General features: G+C 42.4%; 13 protein-coding genes and 1 rRNA gene. 12 read left to right on the plus strand and 2 right to left on the minus strand.

The window, feature by feature from the left end; translation table 11 throughout:
• Positions 1-78: 78 nt before the first annotated feature.
• The gene (locus Q0A08_RS24100) at positions 79-1,086 is read right to left on the minus strand and encodes an adenosine kinase (protein WP_438464077.1); all 1,008 of its coding nucleotides are present in this window, start codon (positions 1,084-1,086) and stop codon (positions 79-81) included.
• 244 nt (positions 1,087-1,330) lie between these two features.
• Here Q0A08_RS24100 and Q0A08_RS24105 point away from each other — a divergent pair, with 244 nt between their 5' ends.
• From Q0A08_RS24105 to Q0A08_RS24135, 7 genes are all read left to right on the plus strand, one after another.
• Positions 1,331-2,848: a fumarate hydratase gene (locus Q0A08_RS24105; RefSeq protein WP_438464078.1), complete on the plus strand. Its 1,518-nt coding sequence runs from the start codon at positions 1,331-1,333 to the stop codon at positions 2,846-2,848.
• Between the two features lie 405 nt (positions 2,849-3,253).
• Positions 3,254-4,792, plus strand: a 16S ribosomal RNA gene (locus Q0A08_RS24110).
• Positions 4,793-5,027: 235 nt separating this feature from the next.
• Positions 5,028-5,213 carry a DUF2970 domain-containing protein gene (locus tag Q0A08_RS24115; RefSeq protein ID WP_046017902.1) on the plus strand — a complete coding sequence of 62 codons (186 nt, stop codon included), beginning with the start codon at positions 5,028-5,030 and terminating at the stop codon, positions 5,211-5,213.
• A gap of 134 nt (positions 5,214-5,347) precedes the next feature.
• Positions 5,348-6,481 (plus strand): cytochrome c oxidase subunit II, encoded by a 1,134-nt coding sequence (gene coxB / locus Q0A08_RS24120; protein ID WP_438464079.1) that lies wholly within the window; start codon positions 5,348-5,350, stop codon positions 6,479-6,481.
• 9 nt (positions 6,482-6,490) lie between these two features.
• A complete protein-coding gene (gene ctaD, locus Q0A08_RS24125; protein WP_438464080.1) occupies positions 6,491-8,059 on the plus strand; it encodes a cytochrome c oxidase subunit I in 1,569 nt (522 codons plus the stop codon).
• A gap of 2 nt (positions 8,060-8,061) precedes the next feature.
• A complete protein-coding gene (locus Q0A08_RS24130) occupies positions 8,062-8,595 on the plus strand; it encodes a cytochrome c oxidase assembly protein (RefSeq protein WP_438464081.1) in 534 nt (177 codons plus the stop codon).
• Between the two features lie 33 nt (positions 8,596-8,628).
• The gene (locus Q0A08_RS24135; RefSeq protein ID WP_438464082.1) at positions 8,629-9,495 is read left to right on the plus strand and encodes a cytochrome c oxidase subunit 3; all 867 of its coding nucleotides are present in this window, start codon (positions 8,629-8,631) and stop codon (positions 9,493-9,495) included.
• Here Q0A08_RS24135 and Q0A08_RS24140 read toward each other — a convergent pair.
• Positions 9,469-9,711 (minus strand): DUF2909 domain-containing protein, encoded by a 243-nt coding sequence (locus Q0A08_RS24140; RefSeq protein ID WP_438464083.1) that lies wholly within the window; start codon positions 9,709-9,711, stop codon positions 9,469-9,471. The two genes, Q0A08_RS24135 and Q0A08_RS24140, sit on opposite strands and share 27 nt — an antisense overlap.
• A gap of 51 nt (positions 9,712-9,762) precedes the next feature.
• Between Q0A08_RS24140 and Q0A08_RS24145 the strand changes: the two genes are divergently transcribed.
• From Q0A08_RS24145 to Q0A08_RS24165, 5 genes are all read left to right on the plus strand, one after another.
• On the plus strand, positions 9,763-10,548 hold the full coding sequence (locus Q0A08_RS24145; protein ID WP_438464084.1) for an SURF1 family protein: 786 nt from the start codon (positions 9,763-9,765) through the stop codon (positions 10,546-10,548).
• On the plus strand, positions 10,538-11,059 hold the full coding sequence (locus tag Q0A08_RS24150; protein WP_438464085.1) for a hypothetical protein: 522 nt from the start codon (positions 10,538-10,540) through the stop codon (positions 11,057-11,059). The genes Q0A08_RS24145 and Q0A08_RS24150 overlap by 11 nt, the downstream gene beginning before the upstream one ends.
• 385 nt (positions 11,060-11,444) lie before the next feature.
• Entirely contained in the window at positions 11,445-12,527 is a 1,083-nt protein-coding gene (locus tag Q0A08_RS24155) for a COX15/CtaA family protein (RefSeq protein WP_438464086.1), read from the plus strand.
• Positions 12,511-13,407, plus strand: coding sequence for a heme o synthase (gene cyoE, locus Q0A08_RS24160; RefSeq protein WP_438464087.1), 897 nt, complete (start codon positions 12,511-12,513; stop codon positions 13,405-13,407). The genes Q0A08_RS24155 and cyoE overlap by 17 nt, the downstream gene beginning before the upstream one ends.
• Before the next feature lie 42 nt (positions 13,408-13,449).
• Positions 13,450-14,052 carry a Yip1 family protein gene (locus Q0A08_RS24165; RefSeq protein ID WP_438464088.1) on the plus strand — a complete coding sequence of 201 codons (603 nt, stop codon included), beginning with the start codon at positions 13,450-13,452 and terminating at the stop codon, positions 14,050-14,052.
• Positions 14,053-14,273 lie beyond the last annotated feature (221 nt).

Consider the following 14,273-nt stretch of genomic DNA (forward strand, 5'->3'; position numbering starts at 1 on the left):
AAAAAAGCCGAGATTTTAATTAGTCTCGGCTTTTTTCTTGCTTAGCTGTGTAACTCAGCTATAGCTTTGTAGTATTAGTTAGTGATTAAGAGCCTGAGCAACAAATGCATTCGCTTTTTCTTGATTTTTCTGTTCAAGGCGAGAACCGTATTGGCCCACAATCAATGATGCGCAATAACAAGCGATCGTTGCGGCTGTATCAAAACTTGCGCCTTTTAGTAAGGCGTGGATAAAGCTACCGGCAAACATGTCGCCAGCACCTATAGTATCAAGCTGATTGATTGTTGGTACTGGGGTTTCGAATAATGAGTCACCATCCCAGCTTAAAGAGCCCCTCGAACCACAAGTAACAACAAATTGTTTAATGTTATTTTTTAGCCAAGTTATTGCGCCTGTCAGTGTTTCTGCTTGAGTAAGTTCCATCGCTTCATCTTCATTCATGAAGAGTAAATTAACGCCATCTTTAATAAGTGCTAAAAAGTCATCCCTAAAATACTTTACTAGCATTGGGTCGCTCATAGAAAGGGCGCAGATGTTGCCATTTTGGTTAGCGGATTGAGCGATAGTGTGGAGTGCTTCTTTGCCGTATTCAGAACTAATTAAATAGCCTTCAAGAAAACAAATGCGAGCCGATTTTGCGACCTCAATATTAACTTGATCAGGACCGACTAAACCGCCGACACCTAAGAAGGTGTTCATGGTTCTATCCGCGTCTGGGGTGATCATGGCAAGGCATGTGCCTGTGTCGCCTTTAGGGAGTGGGGTGCTGTCTAGATTTGATTGAATATTCTGATGGATTAAATCACGATGGAAAAAGCGACCCATCTCATCATCAGCCACTTGGCAAGAATAGAAACACTTACTGCCAAAGTTTGCGGTTGCTATGGTGGAGTTTGCAAGAGAGCCACCACAGGATTTATGTTCGATTTTTTGTCTAAGCTGATCAAGTAATTCATTTTGCCTAGCTGCTTCAACTAGGGTCATACAACCTTTAATAACCTTGTTATCACTTAAAAATTGATCTGTGACGCGTGTTTCTACGTCAACAAGGGCGTTGCCAATACCGTATAGGTCAAAATGATTCATGTACTTAAAGAGCCTAAGTTTTTACAAAGGTGGCGGATTATAGAGTCAGTTATCCTAGGAAACAAATGTTAAAGCATAAAAAGTACGAAAAGCTTAGTGATAGGCTATAAAGTGTTCATTTTTACAAATGATAAGGGTTATTTGGCATTAGCTAGGTGAATAAATGGCATTAGCGCTTTTCATAAAGCTGTGCTTCTTTTAACATTCCGGCTTCGACAAAAATGGTACTCGGTAGGAGAGGCTCATGAGTGTTATTCGCGAACAAGATTTGATAACAAGTGTTGCTGACGCATTACAATTTATTTCTTATTACCACCCGATTGACTTTGTGGACGCTGTCCATGAAGCCTATAAGCGTGAAGAAAGTCAGGCAGCAAAAGATTCAATGGCGCAAATCTTGATCAACTCAAGAATGTGCGCAGAGGGCAAGCGTCCTTTATGCCAAGATACAGGTATAGTGACAGTCTTCTTAAAAATTGGCATGAACGTTCAGTGGGAATCTGAAATGAGTGTTCATGACATGGTCAATGAAGGTGTGCGTCGTGCATACACGCACCCTGATAATGTTCTGCGTGCATCTATTCTTGCTGACCCTGCTGGAGCGCGTAAAAATACTAAGGACAACACACCAGCCGTTATTCATATGGAAGTTGTACCAGGTGACACTGTGGAGGTGCACGTGGCAGCAAAAGGTGGTGGTTCTGAGAATAAATCAAAACTTGCTATGTTAAATCCATCAGACAGCATTGTTGAATGGGTTAAAAAGACGGTTCCTACTATGGGTGCTGGTTGGTGTCCGCCGGGTATGCTGGGTATAGGTATTGGTGGTACAGCTGAAAAAGCAATGTTGATGGCGAAAGAATCATTGATGGAGCCAATCGATATTCATGAACTTATGGATAGAGGTCCACAAAACCGCTCCGAAGAACTTCGTCTAGAAATCTTCAAGGCGGTAAATGATCTGGGTATAGGTGCGCAAGGTCTAGGTGGTCTTACCACAGTACTAGATGTGAAAATCCATGACTGCCCGACTCATGCTGCCTCTTTGCCTGTTGCTATGATTCCTAACTGTGCTGCGACACGTCATGCTCACTTTGTACTTGATGGCTCTGGCGCTGCTGATCTTGAGCCGCCAAAACTTGAAGACTGGCCTGAAATTGTTTGGGAAGTAGGTGAAAGTGTTCGTCGCGTTAAACTTGAAGATGTAACACCTGAGTCAGTTAAAGAGTGGCAACCAGGTGAAACAGTATTGTTAAGCGGTAAGATGCTAACAGGCCGTGATGCTGCCCACAAAAAAATGGTTGAAATGATTCATAATGGGGAAGAACTCCCTGTTGATCTTACTGGTCGCTTTATTTATTACGTTGGACCTGTTGATCCAGTACGTGATGAAGCTGTTGGCCCTGCTGGCCCGACAACGTCAACACGTATGGATAAGTTTACTCATACCATGCTTGCAGACACAGGTTTGCTAGGCATGATTGGTAAAGCTGAGCGTGGCCCGGTAGCGATTGAAGCAATTAAAGAGTTCGGTGCTGTTTACCTTATGGCTGTCGGCGGTGCTGCTTACCTAGTATCAAAAGCAATTCAAAAAGCTGAAGTTGTTGCCTTCCCAGAATTGGGAATGGAAGCTATTTATGAGTTTGAAGTTGTGGATATGCCGGTTACTGTTGCTGTAGACACTAAAGGTACCTCTGTACACATTACAGGTCCTGCAGAATGGAAAGCGAAAATCGAAGCTCAGGCACTAGAAATTAAATAGCCTTAACTGCTTGTTCTAAAAGGTGTAGTCACTTATATGTGGCTACACCTTTTTTTGTTTATAGAGGGAAAAAACGTTTTTTAAGGGAAATTGTTAGAAAAAAGCTAAAAGGGCTTGCTTATGGCATTTTCTCATGTATAGTAGCGGCCTCTGTCAGCAAGCTCTTGTTGGCATCTCCTATCAGTAGGACGCTCTTTAAGAATTTAATCAGATAATTTGTGTGGGCGCTCGCTAGAGACTTCAGCAAGTTATTCGAGTTGTTAATTGCTACGGTAATTGATGTTCGAATGACTACAAAAAAATTGAAGTCTTACGAGAGTCGATACTAAAACGCTTTATGTTTGATTCGTTAGTTCGGATCGAGTTTTAAAGTCAGCAGTAAAGATTTGAGTGAGCAATGATTTTAAACTGAAGAGTTTGATCATGGCTCAGATTGAACGCTGGCGGTAGGCTTAACACATGCAAGTCGAGCGGAAACGATGTAGCTTGCTACAGGCGTCGAGCGGCGGACGGGTGAGTAACGCGTAGGAATCTGCCTAGTAGTGGGGGACAACCTGTGGAAACGCAGGCTAATACCGCATAATCCCTGAGGGGGAAAGGAGGGGATCTTCGGACCTTTCGCTATTAGATGAGCCTGCGTGAGATTAGCTAGTTGGTGAGGTAAAGGCTCACCAAGGCGACGATCTCTAGCTGGTCTGAGAGGATGATCAGCCACACTGGGACTGAGACACGGCCCAGACTCCTACGGGAGGCAGCAGTGGGGAATATTGGACAATGGGCGCAAGCCTGATCCAGCCATACCGCGTGTGTGAAGAAGGCCTTAGGGTTGTAAAGCACTTTCAGAAGGGAGGAAAGGTTAATGTTTAATACGCATTAGCTGTGACGTTACCTTCAGAAGAAGCACCGGCTAACTCTGTGCCAGCAGCCGCGGTAATACAGAGGGTGCAAGCGTTAATCGGAATTACTGGGCGTAAAGCGCGCGTAGGTGGTTTGTTAAGTCGGATGTGAAAGCCCAGGGCTCAACCTTGGAATTGCACCCGATACTGGCAGGCTAGAGTACGATAGAGGAGTGTGGAATTTCCTGTGTAGCGGTGAAATGCGTAGATATAGGAAGGAACATCAGTGGCGAAGGCGACACTCTGGATTGATACTGACACTGAGGTGCGAAAGCGTGGGGAGCAAACAGGATTAGATACCCTGGTAGTCCACGCCGTAAACGATGTCTACTAGCCGTTGGGTTGTAATGACTTAGTGGCGAAGCTAACGCGATAAGTAGACCGCCTGGGGAGTACGGCCGCAAGGTTAAAACTCAAATGAATTGACGGGGGCCCGCACAAGCGGTGGAGCATGTGGTTTAATTCGAAGCAACGCGAAGAACCTTACCTACTCTTGACATCCATAGAATTTAGCAGAGATGCTTTAGTGCCTTCGGGAACTATGAGACAGGTGCTGCATGGCTGTCGTCAGCTCGTGTTGTGAAATGTTGGGTTAAGTCCCGTAACGAGCGCAACCCTTGTCCTTATTTGCCAGCGAGTAATGTCGGGAACTTTAAGGAGACTGCCGGTGACAAACCGGAGGAAGGTGGGGATGACGTCAAGTCATCATGGCCCTTACGAGTAGGGCTACACACGTGCTACAATGGCGCATACAGAGGGCTGCGAACTTGCGAAAGTAAGCGAATCCCAGAAAGTGCGTCGTAGTCCGGATTGGAGTCTGCAACTCGACTCCATGAAGTCGGAATCGCTAGTAATCGTGAATCAGAATGTCACGGTGAATACGTTCCCGGGCCTTGTACACACCGCCCGTCACACCATGGGAGTTGATTGCTCCAGAAGTAGCTAGCTTAACCCTTCGGGGAGGGCGGTTACCACGGAGTGGTCAATGACTGGGGTGAAGTCGTAACAAGGTAGCCCTAGGGGAACCTGGGGCTGGATCACCTCCTTAAACGATATGAAGCTCTGGTGAGTGTTCACACAAATTATCTGTAATAAATTCTTACAAAAGGTCGCTTATAGCGGCCTTTTTGCGTTTTTAGCTCTCCATTCTTTTCTGATATTCAGTTTTTTTAACACCCATGATTTGTTAGAGGCTTTGCCGCCTGAATAAATTGGTTGGCTTGATTTTCTTTCCTTTTAGTTCCACTCTGACATTAACTCAAATAGCTTAAAGGGATAGTTCGATGAATATTTGGAAAGTTTTTAAAGCTGTTTTTTCTGCCTTTATTGGTGTGCAAAGTGAAAAAAATCGATTAGAAGATTTTCAGTCTAATAGCCCTATTCCCTTCATCTTGGTGGGTATTTTAATGGTGCTCATTTTTATAGTTTCATTAATATATCTAGTTAACTTCATGGTTTATTTAACCTAATTATTTTCAAAAGATACTGGCAAGCTGAAAATTGCTTTCTATACTCTGGTTATCGCTCAAGGTTAAAGCAGGGTATTGGGGCTTTGTTTCTTGGGTTCTCTACGTATAAAAAAAACACAAGTAGGGGTAAAAAGATGAAGGAGAGATCTTGTTCGTCAGCTGCTTTGATGATCTTAGCTGCCTTTTGGTCTGTTTCTGCTCAAGCTGATTGGGCGTTAAACATGACTGAAGGGGTAACTGAGGTTAGCCGTTCAATTTATTCGTTACATATGCAAATTTTTTGGATTTGTGTCGTGATAGCGATAGCTGTGTTTGGTGTTATGTTTTGGTCGATTATTCACCACCGTAAATCGGCAGGTGCTAAAGCGGCGCAATTTCATGAAAATACCACGGTTGAATTAATCTGGACCATAGTACCTGTTTTAATTTTGGTCGCTATGGCTGTTCCTGCCACCACAACCTTAATCGAAATGTATGATACATCTGATTCAGATGTTGATATTCAGGTCACTGGGTACCAGTGGAAATGGCAATATCAATACTTAGGTGAAGACCTTTCTTTTTTCAGTAACCTATCTACAGATCCCGATGAAATTAATAACAAAGTCGAAAAAAACAAGAACTACCTACTTGAGGTAGATGAGCCGCTTGTTGTGCCTATTGGCAAAAAAATCCGTTTCTTAGTCACATCAAATGATGTCATCCACTCATGGTGGGTACCTGCATTTGCAGTTAAGCGTGATGCTATTCCAGGCTTTATCAACGAGTCGTGGACGCGCATTGATGAGGTTGGTATTTATCGAGGTCAATGTGCCGAGCTTTGTGGTAAAGATCATGGCTTTATGCCGATAGTGGTGCAAGCTGTGACGGATGAAGATTACGCACTTTGGTTGGCAGAGAAAAAAGCCAGCATCGCCGCGGAAGTTGCAGCTGCAGCCAGAGTTTGGAGTTTAGATGAGCTAATGGTTAGAGGTGAGCAGGTTTATCAGAAAAACTGTGCAGCTTGTCACCAGGTTGGCGGCCAAGGTATTTCGCCTATGTTCCCAGCACTTAAAGCAAGTGCCATAGCGACCAAGGCTGAGCAAAGGGATGCACATATCAAAATTGTGTTAGAAGGGCGAGCGGGTACAGCGATGCAAGCTTATGGAGCGCAATTAAGTGCTGTCGAATTGGCTGCGGTTATTACCTATGAGCGAAATGCTTGGGGTAATGACACAGGTGACATTATTACACCGCAATCCATCCAATCAATGCTTAAGAGTAAATAGGGGAATTATATGACGTCTGCTGTAGGTCATCATCATGGTCCCGCAACTGGGATGACTCGTTGGTTATTTACGACTAACCATAAAGATATAGGCTCTATGTATCTGATCTTTAGTCTGCTGATGTTCTTTATCGGCGGTTCTATGGCGTTGGTTATTCGCATGGAGCTTGTAGAGCCTGGATTGCAAGTTGTTCAACCAGAATTCTTTAATCAAATGACAACCATGCATGGTTTGATTATGGTGTTTGGTGCTGTTATGCCGGCGTTTGTAGGCTTGGCTAACTGGATGGTGCCACTCATGATAGGTGCGCCAGATATGGCCTTGCCTAGATTGAATAACTTTAGTTTTTGGTTATTGCCGTTTGCATTTTTTATGTTGCTTTCAACCCTGGTGATGGACGGAGGCGCACCTGACTTTGGTTGGACCTTCTATGCTCCTTTATCCACGACGTATGCACCTCCAAGTGTCACTTTCTTTATCTTTGCGATTCACTTAGCGGGCGTCTCCTCAATTTTGGGGGCGATTAATGTGATTGTTACCATCATGAATATGCGTGCGCCAACTATGTCTTACATGAAGATGCCGCTATTTGTTTGGACTTGGTTAATTACCGCCTTTTTGTTGGTCGCTGTCATGCCAGTACTAGCGGGTACCGTTACCATGATGCTGACAGATATTCACTTTGGTACGAGTTTCTTTGATGCTGGCGGCGGCGGTGACCCTGTCTTATTTCAGCACTTGTTTTGGTTTTTTGGGCACCCTGAAGTTTATATTATGATATTGCCTGCATTTGGTATTATCTCCCAAATCGTTCCTACATTTAGTCGTAAGCCATTATTTGGTTATGCTTCAATGGTGTATGCAACCTCTTCGATCGCATTGTTGTCTTTCACCGTATGGGCGCACCACATGTTCACGGTAGGGATTCCTCTCGTCGGCGAGCTCTTCTTTATGTATGCCACCATGCTGATCTCAGTACCTACAGGGGTGAAGGTATTTAACTGGGTTGCAACCATGTTTAGGGGGTCAATGACCTTTGAAACGCCAATGTTGTTTGCGATTGCTTTTATTGTGCTATTCACGATTGGTGGTTTATCTGGGTTAATGTTGGCGATTTCACCTGCTGACTTTCAATATCATGATACTTATTTTGTTGTGGCTCATTTCCATTATGTACTCGTGCCTGGTGCTGTTTTCTCTATTATGGCTGCGGCTTATTACTGGATGCCAAAATGGACAGGTAACATGTATGACGAGTATCTAGGTAAATGGCATTTCTGGTGCTCATTTATTGGCTTGAATCTTACCTTCTTCCCGATGCATTTTGTTGGGCTTGCAGGTATGCCCAGACGTATTCCGGATTACTCGATCCAGTTTGCAGACTTTAATTTAGTCTCGAGTTTAGGTGGTTTCTTGTTTGGATTCTCACAATTGATTTTTGTATTAGTGGTTGTTAAATGTGTGAAAGGTGGTAAAAAAGCAGAAGCCGTCGTTTGGGAGGGAGCAGAAGGGTTGGAATGGCAAGTGCCTTCACCTGCGCCTTATCATACTTTTGAAACACCACCAGAAGTGAAATAAAAATGAAGAGTAACCGTAAGCTTATATTGCAGTTGTGTGGAGCAACACTTGGCATGTTCTTATTTGGATTTGCCCTTGTTCCTCTCTATGACGTGTTTTGTGATATTACAGGCCTTAATGGCAAGGTAGAGCTGGTTGCTAAGAAAAATACAGGTGTGATCGATACGACTAGAGCAATTAAAGTGCAGTTTATTGCTAATACGAATGAGAGTATGCCTTGGGACTTTGTTGCCAAAGATGTTGAGATGACAGTGCATCCGGGTGAAAACGCAAGAGCAGATTTTTTTGTTCAGAATCTGACTGATGAGCAAATGGTTGGGCAAGCAATTGTCAGTGTGAGCCCCTCCATAGGCGCTAAGTATTTTCATAAAACCCAATGTTTCTGCTTTGATCGTCAAGTGCTTAACGGCAAGCAAGCGCAAGATGTGAGTGTCTTGTTCAGTCTTGATACCGATTTACCTGACAGCGTTAAAAAGATTACTTTGTCTTATACTTTCTTTGATATTACGGATTTGCAGCCGGTAGCGGCAAACTAATAAAATTAAAAGCGTTACAGTGGGAGAAAAATAATGAAAAACTCACACGAACATTACTATGTACCAAGTCAAAGTGCTTGGCCTATAGTGGCAACCTTTGCCCTGTTCTTTATGGCATTTGGGGGAGGTCTTTTAATAAATTATGGTTCTCCTTTGCTGTTAACGGCAGGGGTTGGGCTGATGGCTTATATTTTTTATGGCTGGTTTAGCAAAGTCATAGAGGAAAGTCATGATGGTTTGTACAGTGTGCAAATGGACAATAGCTTCAGATTAGGTATGGCTTGGTTTATTTTTTCTGAAGTGATGTTTTTTGCTGCTTTCTTTGGTGCTCTTTTCTATGTAAGAACGCTAGCGATGCCATGGCTAAATGGTGAAGGTGATCATGCGATGACCCATGAGCTACTTTGGCCGAATTTTATGGGAGAATGGCCATTGCTTAATACGCCAGCGACTTCTTCCAGTGTGCCGTCAGGTTTACCTGACCCTTTTCATCTTCCCCTTATTAATACCATTTTGTTAATGCTTTCTAGTGTTACTTTAACCATTGCTCACCATGCCCTAAAAGATAGTGACAGAGTAAAAACCATTCGTTGGATGGCAATAACCTTGGTGTTAGGTGTGGCTTTCTTAATAGTGCAAGGGATTGAATATTATGAGGCCTATGCACATTTAGGGTTAACGCTAGAATCTGGAATCTATGGCTCGACCTTTTTTATGCTTACCGGATTTCATGGTGTACATGTCACCTTGGGTAGCATTATTTTGCTAGTCATCTTGATGAGGTTGCTGAAAGGGCACTTCTCTTCAGATAAGCATTTTGGTTTTGAGGCGTCAGCTTGGTACTGGCACTTTGTTGATGTGGTTTGGCTTGGCTTATTTATCTTTGTCTATATTGTCTAGCTGTTCTTGAGTGACTTGCCATGGGGCCTTATTACCAATATCACCGGTATAAAGGCCAAAGGTAACAAGGCAAATTAATAATACAGTTAGAGAGATTCTAAAAGATAAAGATATAAACAGGTGCTTAGAGTTTTTTTTATTAAATAGAAAAAATAACCCAGTAAAAAGGCTCGCTAAGATACCGAAAAAAACAACTAAGATTAATGATATAAGCATACATCTCTTCCTTAAGGGTTCTAAGTTGTACCAAGAGGACATGTTATTAAGATGCCACAATTAATAGGTTTGCAACAGGCAATTTTTAGACAAGGACGAGGTAAGCTACTTATCTTTATTTGCTTGGTGGCCGTGTTTTTTAGTCTCACGCTCTCGTTAGGTTTTTGGCAGCTGGATAGGGCAGAGCAAAAAGAGGCCTATTTAGCTTGTAATCAGACGGATGAGATTATGCCAATGACCAACTGGCAAAATGTAAAGGATGGACAATTAATCCAGCTTGAAGGTCATTATTTATCTCAATATCAGTTTTTGATAGATAACAAAACCTATCAAGGTAAGTTTGGTTATGACGTGATTGTTCCTTTTTTAACAAGGCTGGATACTGAGGATGTGGTTTTTTGGGTGAATTTAGGTTGGATAGAAGCCTCGGTAGATAGAAGTGTATTGGTAAAGACAAGCTTGCTGAGTAGTGATGTACAGCTTCAGGCACGTGTATATTTACCCTCCAAAAAAGGCTTTCGGTTAAGTGATGATCAATATCAAACTCAGGGTTGGCCTAGTCGAGTTCAGTATTTTGATGCAGACTTTTTTCAGCAATCATTTACATCTGAATTAACTCAGGCAGAAAAGCGTTTAGTTATATCTGGATTCGAGGTGAGATTAGAGGCTCATCAAGAAGGTGTTCAAGCTAGGCGTTGGTTGCCTAGTAATGTAATGCCACCGGAAAAACATCTTGCTTATGCATTCCAATGGTTCGCATTAGCGTTTTCTCTAATTGTTCTCGCTGTTGTTTTCTTAGTGCGTCATGTTAAGGAGAGTATGAATAATGAGATCTAAACTGTATTCCAGAACAATTGTTTTAATCATGTTTGCCATGACAGGTTTACCTTTGTCCTTTGCTTGGGCAATGGTGTTTACTGATTGGCGACCAAGTGAAATAACGGCAAAGGGAGAGTTTTTAGCAGCACCCATTGCTTGGGATAGTATTTCATCTAGCCCTTTGGCAGGAGAGGAGGGGACATGGCGACTGCTTGTGGTTGAAGAAGCTTGCCAAGCAAAATGTTTGGAGCGATTAGAGTCTTATCGACGTATGCATGTGGCCTTGGGTAGAAAATCAGATGGCCTTTCACGTGTGCTCTTGACTCAAGATCAGATAGATAATCAAGATAAATTCTTATATCAAGATAGTTTTTCTAGCCTTGATGCAGATAGCATCAGTAACTTGAAACACAAAGCCTGGTTAGTTGACCCTCAAGGCTGGTTAGTTATGTCATTCAAAGCAGAGCAGGATGCCGCAGAGTTACATAAAGATATTTTGAAGTTACTTAAAAATAACTTTCAAGGCTAAATAATCCAATCGTTAAATGTTTATCTAGCCAGACAGTATTAAAGGAACCTGCGAATAAGTCCTCCCGCCTCAGCGTGTGGATAAAAGCGCCTAGGTTTATGGCGAGGGGCGTAACTTAATAGTTATTCTATTGATAAGGCCCTCAACTTAAAGATAGGGCTTTTAGATCACGCCCTTCGGGTCTTTGAAGAATACCTAAACGGCATTTAAGAAAAAACGTCACCCTGTGTTGTCCCTTTTCGAAAGGTGCCTACAGCTCTTATCAGAAAAAGCGGCAAAGTGACGCCTTGCTTGACGCTTTTTCTGAAAAGACTGAGAAGAGGTGACTTAATCGTAGGTTCCTAAAGCATCACCAGATTGATTCCTTGTTACAAGTGAGCGCAATATGATTGAAGCGAAAATGCCGAGTCCAAAACAAGAGACAGCTTTAAAGGAACAACAAAGCATCTCTTCTTTCTTCAATATCCGACTAATCTCTCTAGTTGGCGTGTTTCTTATTTTCATAGTGGTTGGCTTAGGGGCCTACACAAGGTTGTCTCATTCAGGTTTGGGGTGTCCAGATTGGCCAGGGTGTTATGGCTTTTTAACCTCTCCTGATTCAAAAACTGAAGTCGCATTAGCAAATGCGCGTTTTCCTGAAAATGCCGTAGAAAGTCAAAAAGGCTGGATCGAAATGATTCACCGCTATGTGGCAGGAATAGCTCTGTTATTAACTTTGGCTATTTTTGTATCCGCGTTGCAGGCGCGCATGAAAGGAAAGCAAGATACCTATTTTAAACATATAAGCCTGATTCTTGGTGTCATTGTGTTGCAAGCCGCATTTGGTATGTGGACAGTAACGCTAAAGTTATGGCCGCAAATCGTGACAGCACACCTTTTAGGTGGTTTTACCACGTTAAGCTTGTATTACCTTTTATGGTTAAGGTCAAAATCTAATGCTTCGCAAGTGATCAAGGCAAGGGTCTCCCTCAAAGCAAAAGCAGCAGTCTCCTTTGTATTTATGCTCACCATAGTGCAAGTCTTTCTTGGTGGGTGGATGGCATCTAACTATGCCGCGTTTGCTTGTCCGGATTTGCCCTTGTGTCAGGGAGAGCTTTGGCCGAACGCAGATTATGCTCAAGGCTTTAATTTATTTCAAAGTATCGGCCCAACTTATTTGGGCGGGTTATTAGAAGGTGAGGCGAGAGTTGCCATTCATTTAATGCATAGAGTAGGTGCTTTGATACTTATGCTTGCGATTTTGGCTGTTGGCTTCTATATATTTAATAAGAATAAGCAGTTAGCTTGTCGATTAGTCGTCGTATTAATGCTTCAAGTTGGTTTGGGTATTGCCAATGTTTGGTTTCATATCCCAGTTCAAATTGCTGTATTACATAATCTTGTTGCTGCTTTACTTTTACTTCATATGCTCGAAGTACTTTATGTCTTAATGCAGGCAAAAGAAGAGGTAGATGAATATGCTTACTAATGTACGAATTGATCAAGCACGCCTTTCTTGGCGTGATTATTACAATCTATGTAAAGCAAGAGTCGTGGCGGTTCTTCTTTTGACAGCAGTAGTAGGTATGTTCTTAGCAACACCAGAAGTACCTAGTTTGAGCCTAGTGCTGATATCGACGCTAGGGATTGGATTGTGCGCAAGCTCGGCTGCGGCGTTTAATCATGTGTTAGACAGACGTTTTGACGCCATCATGTACCGTACTCGAAATCGCCCATTACCAAGTGGCAAAGTAGGAACGCAGCAAGCCGTTTTATTTGCCATCATAATTGGTGCCTTAGGCTTTAGTATACTTTACTTATTAGTGAACCCATTAAGTGCTTACCTTACGCTAGCTTCACTAATCGGCTATGCACTTATATATACCGCTTTTTTAAAGCGTGCTACACCACAGAATATTACGATAGGTGGATTAGCGGGTGCCATGCCACCATTATTGGGTTGGGTATCAATTACAGGAACATTAGAACCAAATAGTTTGTTACTTGTGCTTATTATTTTTGCTTGGACGCCTCCACATTTTTGGGCGCTAGCAATACATAAGCGTGAAGATTATGCCAAAGCAGGTATTCCTATGCTGCCAGTTACTCATGGTGTGGCATTTACTCGATTACAAATATTGCTTTATACCTGTTTATTGATTTTGACCACAGCACTGCCTTTTGTCACGGCAATGAGTGGCTTGATATATTTGTTTGGTGTTGTTTTGTTGAATATGCGCTTTATGTATTTTGCATTACAACTTTTTGGAAATGACGAATCAGTACCTCTTAGGATGTTCTGGTACTCCATTCGTTACATTATGTGGTTATTTGCTTGGCTATTAGTGGATCACTACATTCCCCTATAGCATGAAATAACCTAATCAGTGTTACCTGAACTGGAGGTGTTTATGTACGTACAACATTTTGTCGGATTAATCAGTCATCCAAAAGAAGAGTGGGAGGAGATAGTCGAAGAGAAGTATTCAATACTTCAGTGTTATCTAAGATACATTATTTGGCTTGCTGCTATACCTGCAGTATCAGTCTATATAGGTACAACACAAGTTGGTTGGAGTTTAGGTGGTGGCGATACTGTCTTATTGACCGAAGCGAGTGCTTTACCTATCGCAGTTGCATTTTATCTGGTTTTACTTGGTGCAGTCGGCGCGATGGCATATGCCATGTACTGGATGGAGCACACCTATGGTGTTGATGCGAGTTTAGAGCGTTGTTTCATGTTAACAACATTTACTGCAACACCAATGATGTTAGCTGGGTTAGCAGGTTTGTATCCAGTCATGTGGTTTGATGTCATGGTGGGGTTGGTGGCGATTACCCATACACTTAAACTGTTAATTACAGGCGTGCCGATTTTAGGGCATATCTCGGAAGAACGTGGTTTTATGTTCTCCATGTCAGTTGTGACTGTTGGCCTATGTGTATTGGTTGCGGTACTCGCAATAACTGTTATTTTATGGGCATCAATAACACCGCCTGTGTTTATAAGGTAAAAGTATTAGATAAGTCAGTTTCGTAAAGATTTTAAAGATGAAAAAAGAGGGCTTAGGCTCTCTTTTTTTGGTTTCTAAAAAATAATAAAAAAAGTGGTTAATAAGCATTGACGGAAGGAAAACTCTAGGTATAATTCGCCTCCACGATTTGGGGGAAGCAAATCAAAAACAACTTCCAAGTTAAGTTTTAAACTTAGCCAACGCTCTTTAACAATAAATTT

The sequence above is a fragment of the Marinomonas sp. PE14-40 genome, from assembly GCF_051623805.1.
Lineage (GTDB): Bacteria > Pseudomonadota > Gammaproteobacteria > Pseudomonadales > Marinomonadaceae > Marinomonas.

What these genes read in the sequence shown, in the direction of transcription:
- Q0A08_RS24100 (WP_438464077.1), bottom strand. Translation starts at nt 1,086, where the DNA reads ATGAATCATTTTGACCTATACGGTATTGGCAACGCCCTTGTTGACGTA.
- Q0A08_RS24105 (WP_438464078.1), top strand. Translation starts at nt 1,331, where the DNA reads ATGAGTGTTATTCGCGAACAAGATTTGATAACAAGTGTTGCTGACGCA.
- Q0A08_RS24115 (WP_046017902.1), top strand. Translation starts at nt 5,028, where the DNA reads ATGAATATTTGGAAAGTTTTTAAAGCTGTTTTTTCTGCCTTTATTGGT.
- coxB (WP_438464079.1), top strand. Translation starts at nt 5,348, where the DNA reads ATGAAGGAGAGATCTTGTTCGTCAGCTGCTTTGATGATCTTAGCTGCC.
- ctaD (WP_438464080.1), top strand. Translation starts at nt 6,491, where the DNA reads ATGACGTCTGCTGTAGGTCATCATCATGGTCCCGCAACTGGGATGACT.
- Q0A08_RS24130 (WP_438464081.1), top strand. Translation starts at nt 8,062, where the DNA reads ATGAAGAGTAACCGTAAGCTTATATTGCAGTTGTGTGGAGCAACACTT.
- Q0A08_RS24135 (WP_438464082.1), top strand. Translation starts at nt 8,629, where the DNA reads ATGAAAAACTCACACGAACATTACTATGTACCAAGTCAAAGTGCTTGG.
- Q0A08_RS24140 (WP_438464083.1), bottom strand. Translation starts at nt 9,711, where the DNA reads ATGCTTATATCATTAATCTTAGTTGTTTTTTTCGGTATCTTAGCGAGC.
- Q0A08_RS24145 (WP_438464084.1), top strand. Translation starts at nt 9,763, where the DNA reads ATGCCACAATTAATAGGTTTGCAACAGGCAATTTTTAGACAAGGACGA.
- Q0A08_RS24150 (WP_438464085.1), top strand. Translation starts at nt 10,538, where the DNA reads ATGAGATCTAAACTGTATTCCAGAACAATTGTTTTAATCATGTTTGCC.
- Q0A08_RS24155 (WP_438464086.1), top strand. Translation starts at nt 11,445, where the DNA reads ATGATTGAAGCGAAAATGCCGAGTCCAAAACAAGAGACAGCTTTAAAG.
- cyoE (WP_438464087.1), top strand. Translation starts at nt 12,511, where the DNA reads ATGAATATGCTTACTAATGTACGAATTGATCAAGCACGCCTTTCTTGG.
- Q0A08_RS24165 (WP_438464088.1), top strand. Translation starts at nt 13,450, where the DNA reads ATGTACGTACAACATTTTGTCGGATTAATCAGTCATCCAAAAGAAGAG.